At 64.8% G+C, this 26,254-nt stretch carries 22 protein-coding genes; 21 read left to right on the forward strand and 1 reads right to left on the reverse strand.

The window, feature by feature from the left end:
- The 17 genes from rsmH (at window position 1) to lpxC (ending at window position 19,720) form a co-directional block, all read left to right on the forward strand.
- The gene (gene rsmH, locus ACZ0AJ_RS01450) at window positions 1-960 is read left to right on the forward strand and encodes a 16S rRNA (cytosine(1402)-N(4))-methyltransferase RsmH (protein WP_499453492.1); all 960 of its coding nucleotides are present in this window, start codon (window positions 1-3) and stop codon (window positions 958-960) included.
- Complete coding sequence (ftsL, locus tag ACZ0AJ_RS01455) at window positions 957-1,229, forward strand: cell division protein FtsL (protein ID WP_183557193.1); 273 nt, start codon at window positions 957-959, stop codon at window positions 1,227-1,229. The genes rsmH and ftsL overlap by 4 nt, the downstream gene beginning before the upstream one ends.
- Window positions 1,226-3,001 carry a peptidoglycan D,D-transpeptidase FtsI family protein gene (locus ACZ0AJ_RS01460; protein ID WP_183557196.1) on the forward strand — a complete coding sequence of 592 codons (1,776 nt, stop codon included), beginning with the start codon at window positions 1,226-1,228 and terminating at the stop codon, window positions 2,999-3,001. Before ftsL ends, ACZ0AJ_RS01460 begins: the two co-directional genes overlap by 4 nt.
- On the forward strand, window positions 3,001-4,536 hold the full coding sequence (locus tag ACZ0AJ_RS01465; RefSeq protein ID WP_499453495.1) for a UDP-N-acetylmuramoyl-L-alanyl-D-glutamate--2,6-diaminopimelate ligase: 1,536 nt from the start codon (window positions 3,001-3,003) through the stop codon (window positions 4,534-4,536). Before ACZ0AJ_RS01460 ends, ACZ0AJ_RS01465 begins: the two co-directional genes overlap by 1 nt.
- The gene (locus ACZ0AJ_RS01470; RefSeq protein WP_499453497.1) at window positions 4,536-6,059 is read left to right on the forward strand and encodes a UDP-N-acetylmuramoyl-tripeptide--D-alanyl-D-alanine ligase; all 1,524 of its coding nucleotides are present in this window, start codon (window positions 4,536-4,538) and stop codon (window positions 6,057-6,059) included. The genes ACZ0AJ_RS01465 and ACZ0AJ_RS01470 overlap by 1 nt, the downstream gene beginning before the upstream one ends.
- Before the next feature lies 1 nt (window position 6,060).
- Window positions 6,061-7,230, forward strand: a complete 1,170-nt coding sequence (gene mraY / locus ACZ0AJ_RS01475; protein ID WP_183557206.1) for a phospho-N-acetylmuramoyl-pentapeptide-transferase — start codon at window positions 6,061-6,063, stop codon at window positions 7,228-7,230.
- Entirely contained in the window at window positions 7,230-8,723 is a 1,494-nt protein-coding gene (murD, locus tag ACZ0AJ_RS01480; RefSeq protein ID WP_499453499.1) for a UDP-N-acetylmuramoyl-L-alanine--D-glutamate ligase, read from the forward strand. Before mraY ends, murD begins: the two co-directional genes overlap by 1 nt.
- Complete coding sequence (gene ftsW / locus ACZ0AJ_RS01485; protein WP_258836519.1) at window positions 8,723-9,940, forward strand: putative lipid II flippase FtsW; 1,218 nt, start codon at window positions 8,723-8,725, stop codon at window positions 9,938-9,940. Before murD ends, ftsW begins: the two co-directional genes overlap by 1 nt.
- On the forward strand, window positions 9,937-11,022 hold the full coding sequence (gene murG, locus ACZ0AJ_RS01490; protein WP_499453501.1) for an undecaprenyldiphospho-muramoylpentapeptide beta-N-acetylglucosaminyltransferase: 1,086 nt from the start codon (window positions 9,937-9,939) through the stop codon (window positions 11,020-11,022). The genes ftsW and murG overlap by 4 nt, the downstream gene beginning before the upstream one ends.
- Window positions 11,019-12,407: a UDP-N-acetylmuramate--L-alanine ligase gene (gene murC / locus ACZ0AJ_RS01495; protein WP_499453503.1), complete on the forward strand. Its 1,389-nt coding sequence runs from the start codon at window positions 11,019-11,021 to the stop codon at window positions 12,405-12,407. The genes murG and murC overlap by 4 nt, the downstream gene beginning before the upstream one ends.
- 2 nt (window positions 12,408-12,409) lie before the next feature.
- A complete protein-coding gene (locus ACZ0AJ_RS01500) occupies window positions 12,410-13,399 on the forward strand; it encodes a D-alanine--D-alanine ligase (RefSeq protein WP_499453505.1) in 990 nt (329 codons plus the stop codon).
- A 5-nt stretch (window positions 13,400-13,404) separates the two neighbouring features.
- Window positions 13,405-14,241, forward strand: coding sequence for a cell division protein FtsQ/DivIB (locus ACZ0AJ_RS01505; protein WP_183557221.1), 837 nt, complete (start codon window positions 13,405-13,407; stop codon window positions 14,239-14,241).
- A gap of 13 nt (window positions 14,242-14,254) precedes the next feature.
- Window positions 14,255-15,487 carry a cell division protein FtsA gene (gene ftsA, locus ACZ0AJ_RS01510; RefSeq protein ID WP_183557224.1) on the forward strand — a complete coding sequence of 411 codons (1,233 nt, stop codon included), beginning with the start codon at window positions 14,255-14,257 and terminating at the stop codon, window positions 15,485-15,487.
- A gap of 163 nt (window positions 15,488-15,650) precedes the next feature.
- Window positions 15,651-16,850, forward strand: a complete 1,200-nt coding sequence (gene ftsZ / locus ACZ0AJ_RS01515; RefSeq protein ID WP_183557227.1) for a cell division protein FtsZ — start codon at window positions 15,651-15,653, stop codon at window positions 16,848-16,850.
- 321 nt (window positions 16,851-17,171) lie between these two features.
- Window positions 17,172-17,675, forward strand: coding sequence for a peroxiredoxin (locus ACZ0AJ_RS01520; protein ID WP_183557230.1), 504 nt, complete (start codon window positions 17,172-17,174; stop codon window positions 17,673-17,675).
- Window positions 17,676-17,890: 215 nt separating this feature from the next.
- Entirely contained in the window at window positions 17,891-18,733 is an 843-nt protein-coding gene (locus ACZ0AJ_RS01525; protein ID WP_499456701.1) for a DMT family transporter, read from the forward strand.
- Between the two features lie 51 nt (window positions 18,734-18,784).
- The gene (gene lpxC / locus ACZ0AJ_RS01530) at window positions 18,785-19,720 is read left to right on the forward strand and encodes a UDP-3-O-acyl-N-acetylglucosamine deacetylase (RefSeq protein WP_499453509.1); all 936 of its coding nucleotides are present in this window, start codon (window positions 18,785-18,787) and stop codon (window positions 19,718-19,720) included.
- 17 nt (window positions 19,721-19,737) lie between these two features.
- Here lpxC and ACZ0AJ_RS01535 read toward each other — a convergent pair whose 3' ends face one another.
- Complete coding sequence (locus tag ACZ0AJ_RS01535) at window positions 19,738-20,229, reverse strand: DciA family protein (RefSeq protein ID WP_499453511.1); 492 nt, start codon at window positions 20,227-20,229, stop codon at window positions 19,738-19,740.
- Between the two features lie 279 nt (window positions 20,230-20,508).
- Between ACZ0AJ_RS01535 and secA the strand changes: the two genes are divergently transcribed.
- The 4 genes from secA (at window position 20,509) to ACZ0AJ_RS01555 (ending at window position 26,181) form a co-directional block, all read left to right on the forward strand.
- Window positions 20,509-23,295, forward strand: coding sequence for a preprotein translocase subunit SecA (gene secA, locus ACZ0AJ_RS01540; RefSeq protein ID WP_499453513.1), 2,787 nt, complete (start codon window positions 20,509-20,511; stop codon window positions 23,293-23,295).
- A 341-nt stretch (window positions 23,296-23,636) separates the two neighbouring features.
- Window positions 23,637-24,875 carry a bifunctional glutamate N-acetyltransferase/amino-acid acetyltransferase ArgJ gene (argJ, locus tag ACZ0AJ_RS01545; RefSeq protein ID WP_499453515.1) on the forward strand — a complete coding sequence of 413 codons (1,239 nt, stop codon included), beginning with the start codon at window positions 23,637-23,639 and terminating at the stop codon, window positions 24,873-24,875.
- 2 nt (window positions 24,876-24,877) lie between these two features.
- Entirely contained in the window at window positions 24,878-25,765 is an 888-nt protein-coding gene (locus ACZ0AJ_RS01550; protein ID WP_499453517.1) for an ATP-binding protein, read from the forward strand.
- Window positions 25,762-26,181, forward strand: a complete 420-nt coding sequence (locus ACZ0AJ_RS01555) for an NUDIX domain-containing protein (RefSeq protein ID WP_499453519.1) — start codon at window positions 25,762-25,764, stop codon at window positions 26,179-26,181. Before ACZ0AJ_RS01550 ends, ACZ0AJ_RS01555 begins: the two co-directional genes overlap by 4 nt.
- Window positions 26,182-26,254 lie beyond the last annotated feature (73 nt).

Here is a 26,254-nt window from a genome sequence, read left to right on the forward strand (position 1 = left end):
ATGACGGATTCTTTGACGGTGCCTGATTATCAGCATCGCACGGTGCTACTTGACGAGGCAGTCGATGCGCTCGAGTTGACCGGCGCACGTGCTGCCGGTACGTATATAGACGGGACCTTCGGTCGCGGCGGTCACAGCCGCCTGCTGCTGTCGCGCCTGGCGCCGGAAGGGCGCCTGATCGCGTTCGACAAGGACCCGCAAGCCATTGCAACCGCGGAGCAGATCAACGATCCGCGTTTCAGCATTGTTCACGACAGCTTTGCCACGATGGCCGACGCGCTTGCCGCGCGCGGCATTCATCAGGTCGACGGCATCCTGCTTGACCTGGGCATTTCGTCGCCCCAGGTTGACGACGCCAGCCGCGGCTTCAGCTTCCGCCAGGACGGCCCCCTCGACATGCGCATGGACACCACGCGCGGCATGTCGGCGGCCGAATGGGTCGCGACGGCAGAGCAAAACCATTTGGAAAAGGTGATACGCAATTATGGAGAAGAGCGGTTTGCTTTTCAGATTGCAAAGGCGATTGTTGCTCGCCGCGCAGTCGAACCAATTTCAAGCACACGACAGCTTGCCGCAATCGTGGCAAGCACGGTCAAAAGCAGGGAGAAAGGCAAGGATCCGGCAACCAGGACCTTTCAGGCTATCCGGATTTTCATCAATCAAGAGCTTGAAGACCTCGAAGCGGGGTTGACCGCTGCCTACAGCATGCTCGCGCCCGGCGCCCGCATGTCGGTGATCAGCTTTCACTCGCTGGAAGACCGCATGGTCAAGCAGTTCTTCGCATCCAAAGCCAATGTCGAACAGCCTGACCGGCGCCTGCCGATTCGCGCCGTCGATTTGCCGCAGCCGTTGATGAAGCTGATCACGAAGATCAAGCCATCGGATGCCGAAGTGTCGGACAACCCGCGCTCGCGCTCGGCCGTGCTGCGCGTCGCCGAACGCCTGGGAACGCCGACATGAGCGTGAAGGTCAATGTGTTTCTTACCACGCTGCTGGTCGGCTGCGCGCTGTCGGTCGTCAATGCCCGCTATCAGGCGCGCCATTTGCTGATCGAACTCGAACGCCTGCAGCAGCATGCGCGCCAGCTCGACGTCGACTGGGACCAGCTCCAGCTCGACCAGTCGCGCCTGGCCAAGAACGATCGCATCGAGCAGATCGCCCGTTCCGAACTGAATATGGCGCCGCTCACGCCCGCCCGTACCCAATACCTGACCGAAGGCGCCCCATGACGCGCGGTGCTTCCAAATCCGGCGCACGCGTTGCTGCCTCGAAGGGCGTTGCATTCACCAAGAGCCCGGTGCTCGCGGTGCGCCTGCCTGACTGGCGCTCGCGCATGGTGCTGTTCGTCCTGTTCGCGTCGTTCGCCGCACTGGGCGCGCGCGCCGTCTGGCTGCAGGGCGTATCGAACCAGTTCCTGCAAAGCCAGGGCAAGAGCCGCTACGAGCGCACGCTCGAACTGCCGGCCACGCGTGGCCGCATCCTCGACCGCAACGGCGCCGTGCTGGCCACGTCGCTGCCGGTGCGCGCCGTGTGGGCGATCCCCGAAGACGTGCTGGCCTCGCCGCCAGAAAAAATCACGGCACTGGCCAAGCTGCTGGGCATGCCCGAAGCCGACATCCGCAAGAAGCTCGACTCGGACCGCACCTTCGTCTACCTGAAACGCCAGGTCGAAATGCCGGTGATCGCCGAAATCGAGAAGCTCAAGATCAATGGCCTCGACACGCGCAAGGAATACAAGCGCTTCTACCCGCAGGGCGAAGTCGTTACCCACCTGGTCGGTTTCACCAACGTGGAAGACAAGGGCCAGGAAGGCATGGAGCTGCAACACCAGAAAACCCTGATGGGCGTGCCTGGCAGCCGCCGTGTGATCAAGGACCGCCTGGGCCACATTGCCGAGGATCTCGGCATGTTCCGCGAACCGCACCAGGGCCGCGACCTGACGCTGTCGGTCGACAGCAAGCTGCAGTACATTGCGTTCACCAGCATCAAGAACGCCGTCGAGAAGTTCAATGCGAAGGCCGGCGCCGCCGTGGTGCTCGACGTGCACACGGGCGAGGTGCTGGCGCTGGCGAACTACCCGACCTACAACCCGAATGACCGTTCCAAGCTGACCGGCGAGCAGCTGCGCAACCGCGTCATCACCGACACGTTCGAGCCAGGTTCGACGATCAAGCCGATCACCATCGGCCTGGGCCTGGACACGGGCCGCATCACGCCCGACACGGTGTTCGACAACAACCCGGGCTGGATGACGATCACCGGCAAGCGCATTCGCGATACCCACAACTACGGCGTGCAGACGGTCAGCGGCATCATCCAGAAGTCGTCGAATATCGGCGCCGTCAAGGTGTCGCAGCGCATCCCGCCGCAGGAAATGTGGGAGATGTACACCAAGGTCGGCTACGGCCAGGCGCCGCGCTTCGGCTTCCCGGGCGCGACCGCCGGCCGCGTGCGGCCATGGAAATCGTGGCGCCCGATCGAGTACGCGAACATGGCCTTTGGCCACGGCCTGTCGGTCTCGCTGCTGCAGATGGCGCGCTCGTACATGATCTTCGCCCGCAACGGCGACATCATTCCGCTGTCGTTCGTGAAGGTCAACGAAGAGCCGGTCGGCCAGCAGGTGATTTCGCCCAAGACCGCAGCGCAGGTGCGCACGATGCTCGAATCGGTGGTCGGCCCGCAGGGCACGGCGTCCAAAGCGCAGGTCGCCGGCTACCGCATTGGCGGCAAGACGGGTACGGCCGAAAAGCTCGTCAACGGCCGCTACTCGCGCACCAACAATATCGGCTATTTCGCCGGCATCGGGCCGATGTCCAAGCCGCGCTTCATCATCGCCGTGATGGTCGACGATCCGAGCGGCGCCCTGCGCACCGGCGGTAGCGTCGCCGCACCGACGGCCGCCGACCTGTTTGCCAGCGCGCTGCGCGCGGCCAACGTGCCGCCCGATTCCTCCATCACGGACATCATCATTCCGGAAGTCCCACTCGAGGAGAGCATGTGATGAGCCCAGACCTGAACGACATCCGCAGCTGGATCGCCGCCGCCGCACCGGGCGGGGGTCTCGTTTCCGACTCGCGTCGCGTGCAGCCGGGCGACGTGTTCTTTGCCTACCCGGGCGATGCGCAGGATGGCCGCCGCTTCATCGGCGCGGCTGCCGACGCGGGCGCCGCCGCCATCGTGTATGACGATCAGGACTTCACCTGGCCTGACACCGTCACGACGCCGCACCTGGCCGTGGCCGGCCTCAAGCAGCTGGCCGGCCCGATCGCGCATGCGGTGCTGGGCCAGCCGGACAGCGCGATGTTCACCGTCGCCGTCACCGGCACCAACGGCAAGACCTCGTGCGCGCTGTGGACCGCGCAAGCGCTGGCGCGCCTGGGCGAGACCGCCGGCGTAATCGGCACGCTGGGCGTGGGCGTCATCGCGCCCAAGGCAAAGACCGAAGCGCAGTTCGACGTCACCGGCTACACGACGCCGGACGCGGTGCTGCTGGCACAGACGCTGGCGGAGCTGAACGGCAAGGGCGTCACGGCGCTGGCGATCGAAGCCTCGTCCATCGGCCTGGTGCAGCAGCGCACGGCCGGGATGCATGTCGACGTGGCGATCTTCACGAACCTGACGCGCGACCACCTCGACTTCCATGGCGACATGGCCAGCTACGAAGCGGCCAAGGTCAAGCTGTTCGAGTGGCCGGGGCTGAAGCACGCGATCGTGAACCTCGACGACGCAGCCGGACAGCGCCTGGTGGCGCATCTGCGCGCCAACTTCCCGGCGCTGGCGGTCACCGGCTACACGCTCGACGCAACGGCTGCTGCACCGGATGGCGTGGCCGTGCTGCGCGCGAGCGGCATGCGCAGCAAGAACGCCGGCACCGAATGCCAGGTCGAGACGCCGGCAGGCAGTGCGACCATCCGCAGCCGCCTGGTGGGCAACTACAACGTGAGCAATACGCTGGCGGTGCTGGGCGCCTTGCTGGCGCGCGGCGTGGCGCTCAAAAGCGCAGTCGAGGCGATTGAATCGCTGGTTCCGGCGCCGGGCCGCATGCAGCAGATGGGCGGGCAGGATGCGCCGATGGTCGTGATCGACTACGCGCACACGCCGGACGCGCTGGAAAAAACCCTGGACGCGCTGCGCCAGGTGGCGGCCGACCGCGGCGGCCAGCTGTGGTGCGTGTTTGGCTGCGGGGGCGACCGTGACCCGGGCAAGCGCCCGCAGATGGGCCGCATCGCGCAGGCCGCCGACCAGGTGCTGGTCACCAGCGACAACCCGCGCAGCGAAGAACCAGCGGCCATCATCGCCCAGATCGTGGCGGGGATGGATGCCAATGCCCCGGACTCGCGCCTGCAGACGGTGGAAGACCGCGCGTCGGCCATTCTACTGGCCGTGAAACAGGCGGCCAAGCAGGACGTGATCCTGCTGGCCGGGAAGGGCCATGAGCCCTACCAGGAAATCAAGGGACGCAAAATGCCGTTTTCGGATACGGACCACGCTTCGCTCGCATTGACGGCGCGGCTTACCATGTTGAGGACGCACTGATGCGCGGTACCCTGGCACAACTCGTGGCGGCCATTCCCGGCGCGCGCCTCGTCGGCGCGGATGTCGCCTTTGGCGGCGTGTCGACCGACAGCCGCAAGGTCGACGCCGGCGCGCTGTTTGTCGCACTGCGCGGCGAATCGTTCGACGCCCACGATTTCCTCGACCAGGTCGCGGCGCGCGACGTCGCCGCCGTGGTGGTGTCGACGCTGCCGGACGGCTGGACGCTGCCGGCGATCGTCGTGCCCGACACGCTGGTGGCGCTGGGCCGCATCGCGCATGCCTGGCGCACGGGGTTCACTCTGCCCGTCATCGGCGTCACCGGCAGCAACGGCAAGACGACGGTCAAGGAAATGATCGCGTCGATCCTGGCGGCCGCAGTGGGCGAACAAGCGCGCCTGGCCACGCAGGGTAATCTGAACAACGAGATCGGCGTGCCCCTCACGCTGTTCCGCCTGACGGCCTCCCATCGCGCGGCGGTGGTGGAGCTGGGCATGAACCATCCGGGCGAGATCGCCCGCCTGGCGGCCATCGCCGCGCCGACGGTCGCGCTGGTAAACAATGCGCAGCGCGAGCACCAGGAATTCATGCACACCGTGGAAGCGGTGGCGCGCGAAAATGGCGCCGTGCTGCAAGCCCTCGCGCCAAACGGCGTGGCCGTGTTCCCGGGCGACGACACCTACACGGATCTGTGGCGCGGGATGACGACGTGCGACGTGCTGACGTTCGGCCTGCGCGAAGCATGCGACGTGCGCGCGAGCTACACCAGCAATGGTTTCGGCAGCCTGCTGCACGTAACAACGTCGCCCGAGCGCGATACATCGGCAACGCAACCAACGTCGTTCCCGCGCAGGCGGGAACCCAAGTTGCCAGAGCAGCCGGCTGCGGATGCGGTTGTGGCAGCACATGCTGACCTGGATTCCCGCCTGCGCGGGAATGACGGTCTTGAAGATGCGGGCGACAATACGTTCACAGTCACACTTGCCGCTGCCGGCGAACACAATGTGCGCAACGCGCTGGCCGCGATCGCCTGTGCTGTCGGCGCTGGCATCGACCAGGACGCCATCGTGCGCGGCCTCGAGGCCTTCGCACCGGTCGGCGGGCGCCTGCAGCGCAAGCAGACCGCCGGCGGCGCGACCGTCATCGACGACACCTATAACGCCAATCCCGATTCGATGCGCGCGGCGATCGACGTGCTGGCCGCGTATCCCGCGCCGCGCATCCTGGTGGTGGGCGACATGGGCGAAGTTGGCGCGCAGGGAAAAGAATTTCACGAAGAAATCGGGGCTTACGCACACACGCGTGGCATCGACACCGTGCTCGCGACGGGCGAGCTGGCGCGCCATCTGGCCGCGTCGGGAGCACAGCATTACGAGCAGTTCGACGAGTTATTGGCAGCACTGGATAAAAAACTGGGCAGCAATACGGACGCGACTGTGCTGGTGAAGGGCTCGCGTTTCATGAAAATGGAACGCGTGGTCCTGCACCTGACCGGATCAACCCCCCTTGGCAAGGACGCCCACTAATATGCTTCTCTGGCTCGCACAATACTTTCAGGACTATCTCGGTCCGCTGCGCGTGTTTAACTACCTCACGTTCCGCGCGGTGTTCGCCACCATCACGGCCATCACCATCGGCCTCGTGGCCGGCCCGATCGTCATCCGCAAACTGACCGAACTGAAAGTCGGCCAGGCCGTGCGTACCTACGGCCCGCAAAGCCACCTGACCAAGCACGGCACCCCGACGATGGGCGGCGTGCTGGTCCTGATCGCGATCGGCATCTCGACGCTGCTGTGGTGCGACCTGTCGAACCGCCTGATCTGGCCAGTGCTGGTCGTGACGATGGGCTTTGGCGCCGTCGGCTGGGTCGACGATTACCGCAAGGTGGTCTACAAGGACCCGGAAGGCATGCGCTCGCGCGAAAAATACTTCTGGATGTCGCTGATCGGCATCGCATCTGCTCTTTATCTGGCGTTCTCGGTCTCGGCCGCCAATCCATGGGAAGTCGCGCAACTGTTCTACGCCTGGGTGCAGTCGGGCTTTTCGATGAGCCTGCCGCCGAAGGCCGACCTGATCGTCCCGTTCTTCAAGACCATCAGCTATCCGCTGGGCGTCTGGGGCTTCATCGCGCTGACCTATTGCGTGATCGTGGGCGCATCCAATGCCGTGAACTTCACCGACGGCCTCGATGGCCTGGCGATCATGCCGACCGTGATGGTCGGCGCGGCCCTGGGCCTGTTCGCGTATCTCACCGGCAGCGTGACGTTCTCGAAATACCTGTTGATCCCGTACATCCCGGGCGCCGGCGAACTGCTGATCTTCTGCGGCGCGATGGCGGGCGCGGGCCTGGCCTTCCTGTGGTTCAACGCGCACCCGGCCCAGATGTTCATGGGCGACGTCGGCGCGCTGGCTCTCGGCGGCGCGCTGGGCACCATCGCCGTCATCGTGCGCCAGGAAATCGTCCTGTTCATCATGGGCGGCGTGTTCGTGGCCGAAACGCTGTCGGTGATCATCCAGGTGACCTGGTTCAAGTACACGAAGAAGCGCTATGGCACCGGCCGCCGCGTGTTTTTGATGGCGCCGCTGCACCACCACTTTGAACAAAAGGGCTGGAACGAAACCAAGGTCGTGGTCCGCTTCTGGATCGTGACCATCGTGCTGATCCTGGTTGGCCTCTCTACATTGAAACTTCGTTGATGAACTACGACGGCAAACTCGCACTGGTACTGGGCCTCGGTGAATCGGGGCTCGCGATGGCGCACTGGCTCGCGCGGGGTGGCGCACGCGTGCGCGTGGCCGATACGCGCGCTGAACCGCAACGCCTGCCGGCGCTGCGCGCGGCCGCGCCGGATGCGCAGTTCGTCGCTGGCGAATTTGGTGCCGACCTGCTCGACGGCGTCGATTTCGTTGCTGTCAGCCCGGGCCTGGCACCTGGCCGCGAGCTGGCCGCCATCATGCCTGCTGCCGCTGCCCGCGACATCCCCGTCTGGGGCGAGATCGAACTCTTTGCCCAGGCGCTGGCGCACCTGCGCGAGAGCAGCGGCTACGCGCCGAAGGTCATCGCGATCACGGGCACCAACGGCAAGACGACGGTGACCAGTCTGACAGGCCTGCTGTGCCGCCGCGCGGGGTTGACTACGCGCGTGGCCGGCAATATCAGCCCGGCCGCACTGGACGTGCTGCGCGAGTCGATCGATGCGAACGAACTGCCGCAAGCCTGGGTGCTGGAGTTGTCCAGCTTCCAGTTGCATACAACGTTCAGTCTCAAGGCCGACGCTGCGACGGTGCTGAACCTGACCCAGGATCACCTCGACTGGCACGGCACGATGGATGCCTACGCAGCCGACAAGGCGCGCATCTTTGGCCCGGACACCGTGCGCGTCCTGAATCGCGACGATGCACGCGTGATGCGCATGGCGGTCGATGCGCCGCTGTTCACCTTTGGGACCGATGAACCGGTCGATGCCGACAGCTTTGGCCTGATCGACGAGCGCGGCGTGCTGTGGCTGGCCAATGCCGTGGCGGGCGAGGCGAGTGACAAGAAACTCAAACGCGGCGAAATCCGCGAACAGGTCGACGCGATCGTGGGCCGCCTGATGCCGGCCGATGCGCTGAAGATTCGCGGCCTGCACAATGCCGCCAACGCGCTGGCCGCGCTGGCCCTGTGCCGCGCCTGCGGCCTGCCGCTCGCGCCGCTGCTGCACGGCTTGCGCGAGTATGCGGGCGAACCGCACCGCGTCGAGCTGGTGGCCACCATCGACGGCGTCGACTATTACGACGACAGCAAGGGCACCAATGTGGGCGCCACCGTCGCTGCGCTGCAGGGCCTGGGCAAGGCCTTTGCCGGCGCCGACCAGCAAATTCTGTTGATCGCCGGTGGCGACGGCAAGGGGCAGGACTTTTCGCCGCTGGCCCAACCGGTAGCGGCGTATGCCCGCGCCGTGCTGCTGATCGGCCGCGATGCGCCGGCCGTGCGCGCCGCGATCGATGCGACCGGCGTGCCGGCGTTCGACCTCGACGACTTGCCGCAGGCAGTGCGCCGCGCCGCCGGTCTGGCGCGCGCCGGCGACGCGGTACTGCTTTCCCCTGCGTGCGCCAGCCTGGACATGTTCACCAATTACGCGCACCGCGCGCAGGTGTTCGTCGAGACCGTGCGCGACATCGCACTCGATAAAGGGCAGGAGATCTGATGGCCTTCCAGCTGCCCTTCAAGTTTTCCGGCAATGCTGTCGACGCCACCGTCGACGGGCGCAGCCGGCCGTCCAAAATGATGGATTACGACCAGCCGCTGGTCTGGGTCACGCTGCTCCTGATGCTGTTCGGGATGGTGATGGTGTACTCGGCGTCGATTGCGCTGCCCGATTCGCCGAAATTCCGCTATCTGCAAGACCGCAACGAATACTTCCTGTACCGCCAGGCGGTCTATATCCTCGTCTCGATGGTGGCGGCGGCCATCGTGTTCCGCGTGCCGATCGCGGTTTGGCAGCGGCATGCGCCGATGATCTTCATCGGCACGCTGGTGCTGCTGGTGCTGGTGCTGATTCCGGGCCTGGGCGTGTCGGTCAACGGCGCGCGCCGCTGGCTCTCGCTCAAGGTGTTCATGGTGCAGCCATCCGAAATCATGAAGATTGCCGTGGTGCTGTACGCGGCCGACTTCACGGTGCGCAAGCAAGAGTACATGCACAAGCTGACCAAGGGCTTCGTGCCGATGGTCGTTGCCATTGGCCTCGTGGGTGGCCTCTTGCTGATGGAGCCGGATCTGGGCGCGTTCGGCGTGATCGTCTGCATCGCGATGGGCATCCTGTTCCTGGGTGGGATCAACATTATCTGGTTCGGCGGCATCGGCGCGCTGCTGGTCGTGATCTTCAGCGCGATCATCGCGCTCTCGCCGTTCCGCCGGGCGCGCATGTTCGCCTATCTGAACCCGTGGGAAGAGGGCAATGCACTGGACAAGGCGTACCAGCTGACGCACTCGCTGATCGCGTTCGGGCGCGGCGAGATCTTCGGCGTGGGCCTGGGTGGCTCGGTCGAGAAACTGTTCTACCTGCCCGAAGCCCACACCGACTTCATCATGGCCGTGATCGGCGAAGAACTGGGCCTGGTCGGCGTGCTGGTCGTGGTGGCGATGTTCTACTGGCTCGTCAAGCGCGCCTTCGACATCGGCCGCCAGGCGATCGCGCTCGAACAGGTGTTCGCCGGCCTGGCCGCGAAAGGCATCGGCATCTGGATTGGCGTGCAGACGTTCATCAATATGGGCGTGAACCTGGGCCTGTTGCCCACCAAGGGCCTGACCTTGCCTTTGATGAGCTTTGGCGGTTCGGGCGTGCTGTTCAACTGCGTCGGCCTGGCGATCCTGCTGCGCATCGATTATGAAAATCGCGTGCGCATGCGCGGAGGCCGCACATGACCAAAAAACTGATGATCATGGCCGCCGGCACCGGTGGCCACATCTTCCCCGGCATCGCGATCGCGCAGACGATGCGCGCGCGCGGCTGGGACGTGAGCTGGCTGGGCACCGCGCACGGCATGGAAACCGATCTGGTGCCGAAAGCCGGCATCGACATGGACACGATCGACTTCGCCGGCCTGCGCGGCAAGGGCCTGGCGCACACCATCAAGGGCGCGCTCAAGATGGCGGCCGCCTTTGCGACCTGCCGGCGCTACCTGGCCGCGCGCCGGCCCGACGTGGTGCTGGGCATGGGCGGTTATGTGACGGTGCCGGGCGGCATGATGGCGCGCGCCGCCGGCATCCCGCTGGCCCTGATCAATGCCGACGCCGCGCTGCTGCTGTCGAACAAAACGCTCACGCCATTGGCGCAGCGCGTGCTGTTCGGCTTCCCGGCCGATTTCGGCAAGGCAGCCGGCAAGGCGGTCGTCACGGGCAACCCGGTGCGCCAGCAGATCCTCGATCTGCCAGCGCCCGCCGAACGCTTCGCTGGCCGCACAGGCGTGCTGCGCGTGCTGGTCGTGGGCGGCAGCCTGGGCGCCAAGGTGCTCAACGACGGCGTGCCGGCAGCCTTGGGCCTGATCGACCCGGCTGCGCGGCCGGTCGTCACGCACCAGTCGGGCAAGAAGAACATCGATGCGCTGCGCGCCGCGTATGCGCGCGCTGGCGTGCAGGCCAATGTGGTCGACTTCATCGACAATATGGCGGCGGCGTATGCCGACGCCGACCTGGTGATCTGCCGCGCCGGTGCGATCACGGTGTCCGAACTGACGGCGGCCGGCGTGGCCAGCGTGCTGGTGCCGTTCGTGGCCAGCACCACGAGCCACCAGCGCGACAACGCCATCTGGATGGACGGGCAAGGCGCGGCCGTGCACCTGCCGCAGGGTGAACTGAATCCGCAGCGGCTGAAAAGCCTGCTGCAAACGACGCGCGAAGGGTGCCTGGCCATGGCGCAGGCGGCAGCGCGCGTCGGCCAGCGCGACGCCAACGAGGCGATCGCGCGCGAACTCGAACAACTGGCAGCAAGGGTAAAAGCAGCATGAAACACAAGATCAAGAACATCCACTTCGTGGGCATCGGCGGCAGCGGCATGAGCGGCATCGCCGAAGTGCTGCTCAATCTCGGCTATCAGGTGTCGGGCTCGGACCTGGGCAGCAATGCCGCCAGCCAGCGCCTGGCCGAGCTGGGCGCCAGGGTGTATCTGGGCCACCACGAAGACCACGTCACGGGCGCGGACGTCGTCGTGACCTCGACCGCCGTGAACGAAGCCAACCCGGAAGTGGTGGCCGCGCGTACCAACAAGGTGCCAGTGGTGCCGCGCGCGATCATGCTGGGCGAATTGATGCGTCTGAAGCGCGGTATCGCGATTGCGGGCACGCACGGCAAGACGACGACCACCAGCCTGGTCGCGTCGGTGCTGGCGCAGGGCGGACTCGATCCGACCTTCGTCATCGGTGGCCGCCTGACCGCCGCCGGCGCCAATGCGGCGCTGGGCAGCGGCGACTACATCGTGGCCGAAGCCGATGAATCGGACGCGTCGTTCCTGAACCTGTCGCCGATGATCGAAGTGATCACGAACATCGACGCCGATCACATGGAAACCTACGAGCACGACTTCGAGAAGCTCAAGGCGGCGTTCGTGCACTTCACGCACCGCCTGCCGTTCTACGGCCGCGTCATGCTGTGCATCGACGACAAGCACGTGCGCGAGATCCTGCCGCAGGTGACCAAGCCGGTCACCACCTACGGTTTCTCAGAAGAAGCCGAAGTGCGCGCGCTGGACGCCTACGCCGACGGCACGCACATGCACTTTACCGTGCGCCAGGAAGGCTACCCGGACACGAAGTTCGTGCTGAACCAGCCCGGCATGCACAATGTGCTCAATGCCTGCTCGGCGATTGCGATTGCGCGCGAAATCGGCATTGACGATGCTGCCACCGCCCAGGGCCTGCTGGAATTTCGTGGCGTGGGCCGCCGCTTCACGCGCTACGGCGACGTGGCGCTGGCGTCCGGCGGCAGCTTCACGCTGGTCGACGATTTCGGCCACCACCCGGTGGAAACCGAAGTCACGCTGGCCGCTGCGCGCGCCGCCTACCCGGGCCGGCGCCTCGTGCTGGCCTTCCAGCCGCACCGCTACAGCCGCACGCGCGACCTGTTCGAAGACTTCGTCAAGGTGCTGGCCACGCCGGACGTGCTGCTGCTGGCCGACGTGTATCCGGCCGGTGAAGCGCCGATCGTGGCCGCCGACGGGCGCGCCCTGGCGCGCGCATTGCGCACGTCCAGCAAGATCGAGCCGATCTTCGTCGAGTCCATTGCCGAGATGCGCGACGCCATCCTGAACGTGGCACGTGACGGCGACGTCGTGCTGACGATGGGCGCCGGTTCGATCAGCGGCATTCCGCAACAACTGACCACAGCGAAAGGCTGAGCATGACGACGACCATTCAACTTCTCGATGCCACCGTCTTCGGCAAGGTCGGCGTCCTGTTCGGCGGCCGCTCGGCCGAGCGCGAAATCTCGCTCATTTCCGGCAACGGCGTGCTGCAGGCGCTGAAAAGCCGCGGCATCGATGCGCACCCGTTCGATCCGGGCACGCACAGCCTGGCCGATCTGGCCGCGCAGGGTTTTGACCGCGTGTTCATCGCGCTGCACGGCCGCTACGGCGAAGACGGCAGCCTGCAGGGCGCGCTCGAACAGCTGGGCATTCCGTACACGGGCAGCGGCGTGATGGCCTCGAGCGTCGGCATGGACAAGATCACCACCAAGAAGCTGTGGCTGATGGAAGGCGTGCCAACGCCGAAGTACGCGACGGTCGATGCCGACACCGACCTGGATGCGCTGGTGGCCGAACTGGGCCTGCCGCTGATCGTCAAGCCGCCGCTCGAAGGCTCGAGCATCGGCATCACCAAGGTCACCGACCGCAATCAGCTGGCGGACGCGATCGCGCTCGTGGCCAGCATGGACGATGCGGTGCTGATCGAGCAGTTCGTGACCGGCCGCGAATTCACGGTCGCCGTGCTGGGGCAGGGCGCTGCCGCCCGCGCGCTGCCGATCGTCGAGATCGTCGCGCCCGAAGGCAAGTACGACTACCAGAACAAGTACTTCACCGACGACACGCAATACCACTGCCCGGCGCCGCTGCCCGACGAACTGACGCAGGAGATCCAGCGTCACGCGGTGAACGCCTACCGCGCATTGGGCTGCGAAGGCTGGGGGCGCGTGGACGTGCTGGTGCGCGAGAGCGACATGCGGCCGTTCCTGCTCGAGGTGAACACGTCCCCGGGCATGACGACGCACTCGCTGGTGCCGATGGCGGCGCGCGCGGTGGGCATCGGCTACGAGGACCTGTGCGTCGAGATCCTGCGTTCGGCCCGGCTCAAGATGGGCAACCGGGGTGCGAAACCCGAAGCGAAGGACTGAGCGCAATGTGGCATGACGTCCGCTCCCTCAATGCAACCGCCAGCTTCCTGACGGCGCTGACGGTGCTCGCCGCGCTGGTGACCGGCGTCTGGTGGCTGTCGCAGCGCCCGATGTTCGCACTGGGCTCGGTGACGGTGGAGAGCATGTACGGGATCGACCTGAAACACGTGAACGAACTGACCGTGCGCAACGGCGTGGTCGGTAAAATTCGCGGCAACTTCTTTACCGCCGACCTGGAGCAGGTGCGCGCGACGTTCGAGACCGTGCCCTGGGTACGCCGCGCCACGGTGCGCCGCGAGTGGCCCAACGCGCTGGTGGTCGAAGTCGAAGAGCACGAGGCGCTTGGCACCTGGGGCGACGAAGGCCGCCTGCTGTCGGTCAAGGGCGACGTGTTTACGGCCAATATCGCCGAAGCCGACGATGAACAGACGCTGCCGGAGTTCGATGGACCGGTGGGCAGCGAGAAGGATGTGCTGGCGCGCTTCAATGAATTGCGCACGGCGTTTGCCAAGGTGGCGCTGGTGCCGCACGCGTTGTCGCTATCGAATCGCTATGCATGGACCGTGAAGCTGGATAATGGCATGAGCGTCGAACTGGGACGCGAACAGGATCGCAACACGTTGAACAAGCGCGTCGCGCGCCTGGTCGGCGTGTACCCGCAGCTGGTGGCCCGGCTGCAGGAGGGCCGTATCGATACGATCGATATGCGCTATCCGAACGGACTGGCCTTGTCGTCGGCGGCGCTGAACGTGCCGCTGGATGCGACGAAGCCGGTCAAGGCAGCCAAGAAGCCCAAAGCCGCACCGAATACAAAAACCAATACAACAACCAAGCAAATCTGAGCAGGCTACAGCAATGACAAAAGACGCGAAAAACCTGATCGTCGGTCTCGACATCGGCACCTCCAAGGTGGTGGCCGTGGTCGCCGAAGTGATGTCCGACGGACGCCACGAGGTGATCGGGCTGGGTCAGCACGAGTCCAGGGGATTGAAGAAAGGCGTGGTCGTCAACATCGAGGCCACCGTCGAATCGATCCAGCGCGCGCTGGAAGAGGCCGAGCTGATGGCGGATTGCAAGATCCGCAACGTCTACGCCGGCATCGCCGGCAGCCATATCCGTTCGTTCAATTCGAGCGGGATGGTGGCGATCAAGGAGAAAGAAGTCACGGCGACCGACGTGGCGCGCGTGATCGAGACGGCCAAGGCGGTGAACATCCCGACCGACCAGCAATTGCTGCACACGGTGCCGCAGGAATTCATCGTCGACAACCAGGAAGATGTGCGCGAGCCAATCGGCATGAGCGGCATCCGCCTCGAAGTGCGGGTGCACATTGTCACCGGTGCGGTCTCCGCAGTGCAAAACATTGTAAAGTGCGTGCGCCGCTGCGGTCTCGAGGTCTCGGACCTGATTCTGCAGCCGATGGCGTCCGCCGATGCGGTGCTGACGGTCGACGAAAAAGAACTGGGCGTGGTGCTGATCGACATCGGCGGGGGCACCACCGACATCGCGGTGTTCTCGGACGGCGCGATCCGCCACACGGCCGTGATCCCGATCGCGGGTGACCAGATCACCAGCGACATCGCGATGGCCTTGCGCACGCCGACCGGCGAAGCCGAAGATATCAAGATCCGCTACGGCGTGGCCAAGCAGGTGCTGGCCGACCCGGGCGAGACACTCGAAGTGCCAGGTCTCGGTGACCGCGGCCCGCGCGCCCTGTCGCGCCAGGCGCTGGCGGCCGTGATCGAGCCCCGGGTGGAGGAGCTGTTTGCGATGGTGCACCAGGCGGTGCGCGAATCGGGCTACGAAGGCGTGCTGTCGTCCGGCATCGTCCTGACTGGCGGCAGCGCGATCATGCCCGGCATGATCGAAATGGCGGAAGACATCTTCCTCAAACCGGCACGCCTCGGCACGCCGGACTACCGCGGGCAATTGGCCGACGTGGTGCGCAGCCCCCGCTACGCCACCGTGCTTGGCTTGCTGCTCGAAGCAAAGAAACAGTACCTGCGCGGGCACATCGTCACGCGCCAGGATGGTTCGGTGAAGGCAGTCTGGCAGCGCATGAAGGAGTGGATCGCGGGGAACTTCTGACGCACATGCAATCGCACTAGCACTTGGTAACAAATTAGGTAGCGAAATTTCATCACGAATTACAGTTTTTTACATACAATCGCAGATACCGGTTTGAGGCGGCGAACCAGATACGCACAGGCCTCGTTCCCGGAACTGCACTTTGAAAATTAGGGAGCACATCATGGAGTTCGATATGGTCGATAACGCAGCACTGGGGACCGTGATCAAGGTCGTGGGCGTCGGTGGCGCCGGCGGCAACGCGGTTCAGCACATGATCAATAAAGGTGTATCCGGTGTCGAGTTCATCGCCGCGAACACGGACGCGCAAGCGCTGGCCGTATCGAGCGCCGGCAACATCATCCAGATCGGTGACTCGGGCCTGGGCGCAGGCATGCGTCCTGAAGTCGGTCGCCAGCTCGCCGAACAATCGCGCTCGCGCATCGAAGACGCACTGCGCGGCGCGCACATGGTCTTCATCGCGGCCGGCATGGGCGGCGGTACCGGTACCGGCGCCGCACCGATCGTGGCCGAAGTGGCCAAGGCAATGGGCGCGCTGACCGTCGCTGTCGTCTCCAAGCCGTTCTCGTACGAAGGCCAGAAGTGCATGGACGTGGCCGAAGCGGGCCTCGAAGAACTGACCAAGCACGTCGACTCCCTGATCGTCATCCTGAACGAAAAGCTCGAAGACATCTACGAAGACGAAAGCATGCTCGACTGGATGCAGCACGCCGACGATGTGCTCAACAACGCGGTCGCCGGTATCGCCGAGATCATCAACGTGCCGGGCCACATCAACGTCGACTTCAACGACGTCAAGACGATCATGGGCGAGCAGGGCAAGGCCATGATGGGCACCGCGACCGCCGCCGGCGTCGATCGCGCGCGCATCGCTGCCGAGCAGGCTGTCGCTTCGCCGCTGCTCGACGGTATCGACCTGTCGGGCGCCAAGGGCGTGCTGGTCAACGTGACCGCAAGCCGTGGCCTGAAAGGTAAAGAGATCAAGGAAGTCATGGCCGCCGTGCGCGCCTTCGCCGCGCCGGACGCGTCGATCGCCCAGGGTATCGCTTACGACGACAGCATGGGCGACGAGATCCGCGTGACCGTGGTTGCCACGGGCCTGGGCAAGAACAAGAAGTCGATCCAGCTGGTCCAGCCGCAGCAAGTCATGCGCACCGGTACCTACGACGCGCCAGTGATGCAGGGCGCTGCAGCCGTGCCGGGCGGCCTGACCGCCGGCAAGGCCAGCCCAGACGCGCTGGGCGGCATGAAGCAGCCAGCCGTGTGGCGTCGTGAGCAGGCATCCGAGCAGGTGCAGGCAATGCAGCGCAACGGTGTCGAGACCTACGACATTCCAGCGTTCCTGCGCAAGCAGGCGGACTGATGTTCGCATGATGGTCGGCGCAGGCTGACCAGAGTTGAAGAGGCCAGCGCAAGCTGGCCTTTTTGTTTGCGCGCTGCTTGCGCGCTGCTTCCAGCCCTGCCGGCCAACTGCCATCACACGTCATTCCCGCGGAGGCGGGAATCCAAGTCCTCAGCACTGCCGCTACGCATGGCAAATGTGGCAGCGCGTGCAAACTTGGGTTCCCGCCTTCGCGGGAACGACGTGGTGGGGGGGAGTGGCCAACTGCCGATGCAATGCCCTGCACACCCCTCCCGGATCGGCGATAATGGTCGGATTCACACAACCTTCACAGGAGCGAACATGAGCATCCAGATTGGCGAACGCCTGCCCGACGGCACGCTGGCCGAATTCATCGAGAACGAAACCGCAGGCTGCAGCCTGGGCCCGAACACGTTCCAGGTCGCCGATCTGGTCAAGGGCAAGAAGATCGTCATCTTCGGCCTGCCGGGCGCATTCACGCCGGGTTGCTCGGTGCAGCACGTGCCGGGCTACGTCAAACACGCCGATGCGCTCAAAGCCAAGGGTATCGATGAAATCTGGTGCATCTCGGTCAACGACGCGTTCGTGATGGGCGCCTGGGGCCGCGACCAGAAAGCCACCGGCATCGTGCGCATGATGGCCGACGGTAACGCCACGTTTACCAAGGCGCTGGGCCTGGACAACGACTACTCGGCCCACGGCATGGGCGTGCGCTCGAAGCGCTACGCGATGCTGGTCGACGACGGCGTGGTCAAGACGCTGGACCTCGATGCCAAGGGCGTGGAAGCGTCGAGCGCGGAAGCGATGCTGGAAAAGCTGGGCTGATTTTTGTTGTAACGACCGGCGCAGCATCAAGCTGGCCGTAGGGTGGATGGCTGTGCCATCCACGCGTTCAGATCAAGCTGATTTTGTGGCGCTTTGAGGTTCGTTGGACGCGTGGACGGGAAAGCCCATCCACCCTACGGCGCCGTTTTTTTACCGCCAACTAAGACAACCTCACCGTGAAGCGCCCATCGGGAAACCTGTACAGCATCTACGCGATGCTGCTTGCCGTCTTCATGTTCGCGCTGATGGACACGGCCATGAAGCTGCTGTCGGCGCGCTATCCGGCGCTGCAGGTCGCCGCATTGCGCGCCATCTGCTCGCTGCCCCTGATTGCGCTGTACGTGGCCTGGCGCGGCGCATTTGCCGGCATTCTGCGCGTACGCTGGCCGATGCACCTGCTGCGCGCCGGACTGGGCATCCTGATGCTGGCGCTGTTCGCATTTGGCCTGCAAAAGCTGTCGCTGGCCGAAGCCTATTCGATCTTCTTCATCGCGCCGGCCCTGATCACGGCCTTGTCGGTGCTGCTGCTGCGCGAGCGCGTCGACCTGGCGCGCTGGGTCGCGATCGGCGTCGGCCTGATTGGCGTACTGGTCGTGCTGCGCCCCAGCGGCGCGGGCTTTCTGACGGTGGGCGGCCTGGCGGTGCTGGGGTCGGCCGCCTGCTACGCCGTTTCGGCGATCACGGTGCGCGTGCTGTCACGGACCGACCGCAGCGAGCACACGGTGTTCTGGCTGATGGTGCTGATCGCCATTGGCGCCGGCGCCCTGGCGGCGCCCGACTGGGTACCAATGTCGGCCCGTGACATCCCGATCCTGTGCGGGCTGGCGGTGTCGGGTTTCATCGGCCAGCTGGCGATCACCGAAGCGTTCTCGCGCGGCGAAGCGTCGAGCGTGGCGCCGTTCGAATACTCGGCCCTGGCCTGGGGCGTGGGCCTGGACTGGCTGCTGTGGCGCGCGCTGCCAGACAGCTACACGTTGCTGGGCGCGGCAATCATCATCTGCAGCGGCCTGTATCTGATCCGCCACGAGAAAGAGCATGTCGAAGCCGAGCATCCTTGACGAGCAGGGGAGGGCGCAGCAGCGCCGGAAGCGCTGGGCTATAATCGATCCATGCTGAAACAACGAACCATCAAGGAACTGGTCCGCGCCACGGGCGTCGGACTGCACTCGGGCCGCAAGGTCGAACTCACGCTGCGCCCGGCCGGTCCGGACACGGGCATCGTGTTTCGCCGGGTCGATCTCGACCCGATCGTGTCCATTCCCAGCTCCGCGCACGTCGTGGGCGACACGCGCATGGCGTCGGTCCTGATCAAGGACGATGCGCGCGTCTCGACCGTCGAACACGTGATGTCGGCCTGCGCCGGCCTGGGCATCGACAACCTCATCATCGACGTGACGGCCGAAGAAATCCCGATCATGGACGGTTCGGCATCGTCGTTCGTGTTCCTGCTGCAGCAGGCGGGCGTGCAAGAGCAGTCGTCGGCCCGCAAGTTCATCCGCGTGCTGAAGGACGTCGAAGTGCGCCAGGGCAGCGGCGCGGCCGAAAAGTGGGCGCGCCTGTCGCCGCACAATGGCTACAAGCTCGACTTCTTCATCGAATTCAATCACCCGGCGGTCGATGGCACGATGCAGCGCGCGAGCGTAGACTTCGGCGACATCACCTATGTGCGCGACGTCGCGCGTGCGCGCACGTTCGGCTTCATGCAGGACGTGGAAAGCCTGCGCGGCATGGGCCTGGCGCGCGGCGGCTCGTTCGAGAACGCGATCGTGATGGATGAATACCGCATCCTCAATGCCGACGGCCTGCGCTACGAAGATGAATTCGTGCGCCACAAGATTCTCGACGCGATCGGTGACCTGTACCTGGTCGGCCATCCGCTGCTGGCCAGCTACACGGCCCACAAGTCGGGCCATGCGCTCAACAACGACCTGCTGCGCGCCTTGCTGGCGCAGCCGGATTCGTACGAGATCGTCAGTTTCGATGCGCTCGATACGGCGCCGCCGTCGTACGTCAAGCAGATGACGCGGGAGTGGGCGCAGAGCTGATCTCAGCTTACCTGCGCTTATTTTCGCTTCGCCGCCAGCGCCCTGAGCGCGGCCACCAGATCGTGATTGTGCTTGTCGTCCGGCAGTGACGCGGCCAGTTCCTCGAACGCGCGCACGGCCGTCGGCGGCAGCTCCAGCGTGCGCATCTCGGGTTTGTCCGGCAGCGCGCGCGTGACCTGCACCTTGATGCGGGTCGATTCCACCTGCCAGCCACGCCCGATGAGCGTACTTTGCAGCTTGGGCAGCATCTGCTTGAGCCGCGCCGCCAGCGCCGAGCTGGGCACGGCCAGAATCAATACCCCTTCCTGAAACGACAGCACATCGCAGTTGTGAAACACGGCTGGCAGCGCCGCAGCGCAGTCGGCCTGCAGGCGCGCCATGCGCGTGATGGCCGGCATCAGGCTGGCCAGGCGGTCGTTCGAGCGCAGGAAGTCGGTGGCGGCGTGCGAGGTCTGCCGGTTCTTGGTGCCGAAGATATGGACCGGGCGCTTTGGGGGAGGTTGCTGCATGCTCGGAACATACCACAGCGCGCGGCAGATGGGGAAACCCCGGCGCAGCGCCGGGTCGCGGCCAATGCAGCACGGGATTTTGCAGGCCATACGAGGCAGTCTGATAACGTTTCTGTCCTTGCGGGACTTGTTATCCTGCCCACGATCCCCAAGTGTGGCCGAATCGCATGATAAAATCAGTGGTTATTTGCCTAACGCGGTCTTTGGTGAAATCTGTTGATATCATCTTGGCTCCCTCATTGGCGTCTATTGCGGCGTATTTAATACTAGAAACCAAGCATGTCATTCCTGACCCAGATTTTCGGCAGTCGCAACCAGCGACTGCTCAAGCAATATCAAAAGACCGTGCGTGTCATCAACGCGCTCGAGCCACAGATGGAGCAGCTCTCGGACGCGGAACTGCAAGCCAAGACGCCTGAATTCAAGGACCGGCTGGCCAAGGGCACGACCCTCGACGAGATCCTGCCAGAAGCATTCGCCGTCTGCCGCGAAGCTGCCAAGCGCGTGATGAAGATGCGCCACTTCGACGTCCAGCTGATCGGCGGCATGGTCCTGCACCAGGGTAAGATCGCGGAGATGGGCACGGGCGAGGGCAAGACCCTGATGGCCACGCTGCCGGTCTACCTGAACGGCCTGTCGGGCAAGGGCGTGCACGTCATTACCGTCAACGATTACCTGGCGCAGCGCGATGCTGACCAGATGGGCCAGCTGTACGGCTGGCTGGGCCTCACGACCGGTGTCAACCTGTCGCAGCTCGACCACGACAGCAAGCAGAAAGCCTACAGCTCGGACATCACGTACGGCACCAACAACGAATTCGGCTTCGACTACCTGCGCGACAACATGGTCTACGACCTGCGCGAGCGCGTTCAGCGCGGCCTGAATTTCTCGGTGGTCGATGAAGTCGACTCGATCCTGATCGATGAAGCGCGCACGCCGCTCATCATCTCGGGCCAGGCCGAGAACCACACCGACCTGTACATCCGACTGAACGCGGTGCCGCCGCAGCTGGTCCAGCAGATCGGCGAAGAAACGCCGGACGGCAAGGGCAAGATCGAAGTCCCGGGCGACTACCTGAAGGACGAGAAAGCGCACACCGTGCTGCTGACCGAATCGGGCCACGAGCACGCCGAAGCGATCCTGACCGAGATGGGCCTGCTGCCTGAAGGCGCGTCGCTGTACGACGCCGGCAACATCACGCTGATCCACCACCTGTATGCGGCGCTGCGTGCCCACGTCCTGTATCACAAGGACCAGCACTACGTGGTGCAGAACAACGAAGTCGTGATCGTTGACGAATTCACCGGCCGCCTGATGACGGGCCGCCGCTGGTCGGATGGCCTGCACCAGGCCGTCGAAGCCAAAGAGGGCGTGCGCATCCAGAACGAGAACCAGACGCTGGCCTCGATCACGTTCCAGAACTACTTCCGCATGTACGGCAAGCTGGCCGGCATGACCGGTACCGCCGATACCGAAGCGTTCGAATTCCAGGAAATCTACGGCCTCGAAACCGTCGTCGTCCCACCAAACCGGCCGTCGCAGCGCAAGGACCGCCAGGATCAGGTCTACAAGACGTCCGACGAGAAGTACAACGCGATGGTCATGGACATCCGTGACTGCTACGAGCGCGGCCAACCAGTCCTGGTGGGCACCACCTCGATCGAGAACTCTGAGCTCCTCTCTGGCATCCTGACCAAAGCGAACCTGCCGCACAACGTCCTGAACGCGAAGCAGCACGCACGCGAAGCGGAAATCGTGGCGCAGGCGGGCCGTCCCAAGATGATCACCATCGCCACCAATATGGCCGGCCGTGGTACCGACATCGTCCTGGGTGGCAATATGGGCAAGCAGATCCAGCTCATCGAAGCCGATGGCAGCTTGAGCCCGGAGCAGAAAGCTGCCCAGTCGCAGACGCTGCGCGACGAGTGGCAATCGCTGCACGACCATGTGGTCAATGCCGGCGGCCTGCACATCATCGGTACCGAGCGCCACGAATCGCGCCGCGTCGACAACCAGCTGCGCGGCCGTTCGGGCCGTCAGGGCGATCCGGGTTCGTCCCGCTTCTACCTGTGCCTGGACGACGCGCTGCTGCGCATCTTCGCCGGCGACCGCGTGCGCGCGATCATGGACCGCCTGAAAATGCCGGAAGGCGAACCGATCGAAGCGGGCATCGTCTCGCGCTCGATCGAGTCGGCCCAGCGCAAGGTTGAGGCCCGCAACTTCGACGTGCGTAAGCAATTGCTCGAGTACGACGACGTCGCCAACGACCAGCGCAAGGTGATCTACACCCAGCGTAACGAACTGCTCGAAGCGACCGACATCAGCGAGATGATCAATTCGCTGCGCGTGGGCGTGTTCACCGACCAGGTGCGCATCCATGTGCCGGCTGAATCGGTCGAAGAGCAGTGGGACGTCAAGGCGCTGGAAACGACGCTGGCAGGCGAGTGGAGCCTGAACGTGCCGCTGCAGCAGATGCTGCAGGACGAGCCGAACCTGAACGACGACGAACTGCTCGAGCGCGTGCTGACGGCGGCTGAAACGTCGTACAACAGCAAGGTCGGCATCGTGGGCCGCGAATCGTTCGGCGGCTTCGAGCGCAACGTCATGCTGCAAAGCGTCGACACCCACTGGCGCGAACACCTCGCGGCGCTGGACCATCTGCGCCAGGGTATCCACCTGCGCGGCTACGCACAGAAGAACCCGAAGCAGGAATACAAGCGCGAAGCGTTCGAGCTGTTCTCGAACATGTTGGATCTGATCAAGAACGAAGTGATCCGCACCGTCATGACCGTGCACATCCAGTCGCGCGAAGAAGTCGAAGCAGCCGAAGCGGCAATGGCAGCGCAGGCAGCCCAGCTCGAGAACGTCAACTACCAGCACGCCGACTACAACCCGTCGGCCGCGCCGGAAGAGCTGTTCAATCCGAACCCGAACCAGGGCGGCGAAGGCGACGCGGTCTCGGCCGAAGACCACAGCAGCTACATGGGCGTGAAGGTCGGCCGCAACGACCCATGCCCTTGCGGCAGCGGCAAGAAGTTCAAGCAGTGCCACGGCAAGCTGGCGTAAGCGCAGCAGGCAGGTAGCATGTAGAAGCGGCCGGGGAAACCCGGCCGTTTTTTATTGGGGGCGCTGATATTCTGGCGGTCTGGCGGCGGTCTGGCTGACGTAGGGTGGATGGCTATGCCGTCCACGCGGTGATCGTTATCGGTTGCAACCACGAACGGCCCTTCGTTTTAGTGCCGGAAGACCGGGCGGCCAACCATCACCGCGTGGACGGGAAGACCCGTCCACCCTACGTAGCGTCGGGAAACGGGGGAAACGCAGCCGGTTTATTTTGGCCCGCAATTTCGTACCGGATGACGGTGCCGTTACAATAAGCGATTCGCAATTTTTCCAACGAGATCAACATGGCCGTCAATTCCCCCCTGCCAGTCGCAGCCGACCTGAAACCCGTCAACGGCATCGAGATCGGTTTCGCCGAAGCCGGCATCAAGAAGCCCAACCGCAAGGACATCCTCGTCATGCGCGTGGCCGAGGGCGCCACTGTCGCCGGCGTGTTCACGCTGAACCGCTTCTGCGCCGCGCCGGTCCAGGTCAGCAAGGCCAATCTGGCCGCCGTCAAGAATGGCGGCGCGCCGATTCGCGCGCTGGTGGTCAATACCGGAAACGCCAATGCGGGCACGGGCGAAGAGGGCTTTGCCAATGCGCAGGCCACCTGCGCCGAGCTAGCCAAGCTGCTGGACATCGAGCCGGGCCAGGTGCTGCCGTTTTCGACCGGCGTGATCCTGGAGCAGCTGCCGCTGCAGAAGGTCGTCGCCGGCCTGCCGGCCGCGGTGTCGAACCTGAAGGCGGACAACTGGTACAACGCCGCCGAGGCGATCATGACCACCGACACCCAGCCGAAGGCCGCATCGCGCACCGTTACCATCGGCGGGCACACCGTCACGATGAGCGGCATCAGCAAGGGCGCCGGCATGATCAAGCCGAACATGGCCACGATGCTGGGCTACCTGGCGTTCGATGCGAAGGTCGCGCAGCCGGTGCTCGATGAACTGGTCAAGCACGCGGCCGACCATTCGTTCAATGCGATCACGATCGATGGCGATACGTCGACCAATGACTCGTTCATCATCGTCGCCACCGGCGCCGGTTCGCTCGTGATCGACAAGGCCGAAGGCGCGGATTATGAAGCGTTGAAGGAAGCCGTCACCGACATCTCGCGCAACCTGGCGCAGCAGATCATCCGCGACGGCGAGGGCGCCACCAAGTTCATGACCATCACGGTCGACGAAGGCGCGGACGTGGCGGAATGCCGCAAGATCGCGTATGCGATCGCGCATTCGCCGCTGGTGAAAACCGCGTTCTTCGCATCGGACCCGAACCTGGGCCGCATCCTGGCCGCCATCGGCTATGCTGGCGTGGACGACCTGGATGTCACGAAGCTCGACCTGTACCTGGACGACGTCTGGGTCGCCAAGGCGGGCGGGCGCAATCCCGACTACAAGGAAGAAGACGGCCAGCGCATCATGAAGCAGTCCGAGATCACGGTGCGCGTCAAGCTCGCGCGCGGCGACGCCACGGCCACGGTCTGGACCTGCGACCTGTCGCACGACTACGTCACGATCAACGCCGACTACCGGTCCTGATCTTGACGTCGCCACTGGACCAGTTCCTGCGCCGCGCCGAAGGGCTGCTCGAGCGCCTTGAGGCGGTGCTGCCGGCCGCGCATGCCCGCGAGCCGGACTGGAAGCGCAGCACGGCGTTCCGCTGGCGCCGCCGCGCGAACGGCGCCGGCAACTATCTGCAGCCGGTGCTGCACGCGTCGACCATCAACCTGGACGACCTGCACCACGTGGCCACGCAAAAGCGCCAGATCGAGCAGAACACGCGCCAGTTCGTGGCGCGCCGCCCGGCCAACAACGTGCTGCTCACCGGCGCGCGCGGCACCGGCAAATCGTCGCTGATCAAAGCGTGCCTGAATGGCTACGCCGACCAGGGCCTGCGCCTGATCGAGGTCGACAAGGCCGACCTGGCCGATTTGCCCGACATCGTCGACCTGGTTGCAGGCCGGCCTGAGCGCTTCGTGATCTTTTGCGATGACCTGTCGTTCGAAGAGGGTGAGGCGGGCTACAAGGCGCTCAAAGTCGCGCTCGATGGCAGCATCTCGGCGCAGTCCGACAATGTGCTGATCTACGCGACGTCCAACCGACGTCACCTGATGCCCGAAAAAATGTCGGACAACGCGGGCTACCAGCATGGCACGGATGGCGACCTGCATCCGGGCGAGACGGTCGAAGAGAAAATCTCGCTTTCCGAGCGGTTTGGTTTGTGGCTGTCGTTCTACCCGTTCCGTCAGGATGATTACCTGGGCATCGCCGGCCACTGGCTGGCCAGCTTCGGCTGCACGCCGGAGCAGATCGCGGCGGCGCGCCCCGAAGCGCTGCAGTGGGCCTTGCAGCGCGGCTCGCGCTCGGGCCGTGTGGCCTGGCAGTTCGCGAAAGACTACGCAGGCAAGCTGCCGGATCAAGCCGCATGAGTACCGTGAAAGCCAAACCCGTCGATGTCGCCGTCGGTGTGCTGATGCGCCCGAATGGCGACGTGCTGCTCGGCCAGCGCCCGGACGGCAAACCATACGCCGGCTATTGGGAATTCCCGGGCGGGAAAGTCGAAGCGGGCGAAGACATCTTCGCGGCGCTGCAGCGCGAGTTCATGGAAGAACTCGGGGTGCAGGTTGTGAGCGGGGAGGCCTGGTGCTGCGTCGAACACGTCTACGAGCACGCCCACGTGCGCCTGTATTTCTACATCTGCCGCGAGTGGCTTGGTGAACCGCAAAGCCTGGAAGGGCAAGCCTTTGCCTGGCAGGGTGAGTACGGCGTCAGCCCGCTGCTGCCGGCCACGATCCCGCTGCTCGAATGGCTCGACCGCGTCCGTTTTGCGGATCGCATAACGTAAAGTTCGGTAGCGCAGGCCCCTTGCCAGCGCCGACTTCAACTGGCGAGGTACCTGGGTGTGACCTTCGCCGACG

It is taken from the genome of Telluria sp. AC161 (assembly GCF_979258535.1).

Bases quoted from the DNA above. Each gene is read 5' to 3' on its own strand.
- mraY (WP_183557206.1), top strand. From the start codon at position 6,061: ATGCTTCTCTGGCTCGCACAATACTTTCAGGACTATCTCGGTCCGCTG.
- ftsW (WP_258836519.1), top strand. From the start codon at position 8,723: ATGGCCTTCCAGCTGCCCTTCAAGTTTTCCGGCAATGCTGTCGACGCC.
- ACZ0AJ_RS01505 (WP_183557221.1), top strand. From the start codon at position 13,405: ATGTGGCATGACGTCCGCTCCCTCAATGCAACCGCCAGCTTCCTGACG.
- ACZ0AJ_RS01535 (WP_499453511.1), bottom strand. From the start codon at position 20,229: ATGCAGCAACCTCCCCCAAAGCGCCCGGTCCATATCTTCGGCACCAAG.
- rsmH (WP_499453492.1), top strand. From the start codon at position 1: ATGACGGATTCTTTGACGGTGCCTGATTATCAGCATCGCACGGTGCTA.
- murG (WP_499453501.1), top strand. From the start codon at position 9,937: ATGACCAAAAAACTGATGATCATGGCCGCCGGCACCGGTGGCCACATC.
- secA (WP_499453513.1), top strand. From the start codon at position 20,509: ATGTCATTCCTGACCCAGATTTTCGGCAGTCGCAACCAGCGACTGCTC.
- ACZ0AJ_RS01555 (WP_499453519.1), top strand. From the start codon at position 25,762: ATGAGTACCGTGAAAGCCAAACCCGTCGATGTCGCCGTCGGTGTGCTG.
- murC (WP_499453503.1), top strand. From the start codon at position 11,019: ATGAAACACAAGATCAAGAACATCCACTTCGTGGGCATCGGCGGCAGC.
- ACZ0AJ_RS01520 (WP_183557230.1), top strand. From the start codon at position 17,172: ATGAGCATCCAGATTGGCGAACGCCTGCCCGACGGCACGCTGGCCGAA.
- ACZ0AJ_RS01470 (WP_499453497.1), top strand. From the start codon at position 4,536: ATGCGCGGTACCCTGGCACAACTCGTGGCGGCCATTCCCGGCGCGCGC.
- ftsZ (WP_183557227.1), top strand. From the start codon at position 15,651: ATGGAGTTCGATATGGTCGATAACGCAGCACTGGGGACCGTGATCAAG.
- ftsL (WP_183557193.1), top strand. From the start codon at position 957: ATGAGCGTGAAGGTCAATGTGTTTCTTACCACGCTGCTGGTCGGCTGC.
- ACZ0AJ_RS01525 (WP_499456701.1), top strand. From the start codon at position 17,891: ATGCTGCTTGCCGTCTTCATGTTCGCGCTGATGGACACGGCCATGAAG.
- argJ (WP_499453515.1), top strand. From the start codon at position 23,637: ATGGCCGTCAATTCCCCCCTGCCAGTCGCAGCCGACCTGAAACCCGTC.
- murD (WP_499453499.1), top strand. From the start codon at position 7,230: ATGAACTACGACGGCAAACTCGCACTGGTACTGGGCCTCGGTGAATCG.
- ACZ0AJ_RS01465 (WP_499453495.1), top strand. From the start codon at position 3,001: ATGAGCCCAGACCTGAACGACATCCGCAGCTGGATCGCCGCCGCCGCA.
- lpxC (WP_499453509.1), top strand. From the start codon at position 18,785: ATGCTGAAACAACGAACCATCAAGGAACTGGTCCGCGCCACGGGCGTC.
- ACZ0AJ_RS01500 (WP_499453505.1), top strand. From the start codon at position 12,410: ATGACGACGACCATTCAACTTCTCGATGCCACCGTCTTCGGCAAGGTC.
- ftsA (WP_183557224.1), top strand. From the start codon at position 14,255: ATGACAAAAGACGCGAAAAACCTGATCGTCGGTCTCGACATCGGCACC.
- ACZ0AJ_RS01460 (WP_183557196.1), top strand. From the start codon at position 1,226: ATGACGCGCGGTGCTTCCAAATCCGGCGCACGCGTTGCTGCCTCGAAG.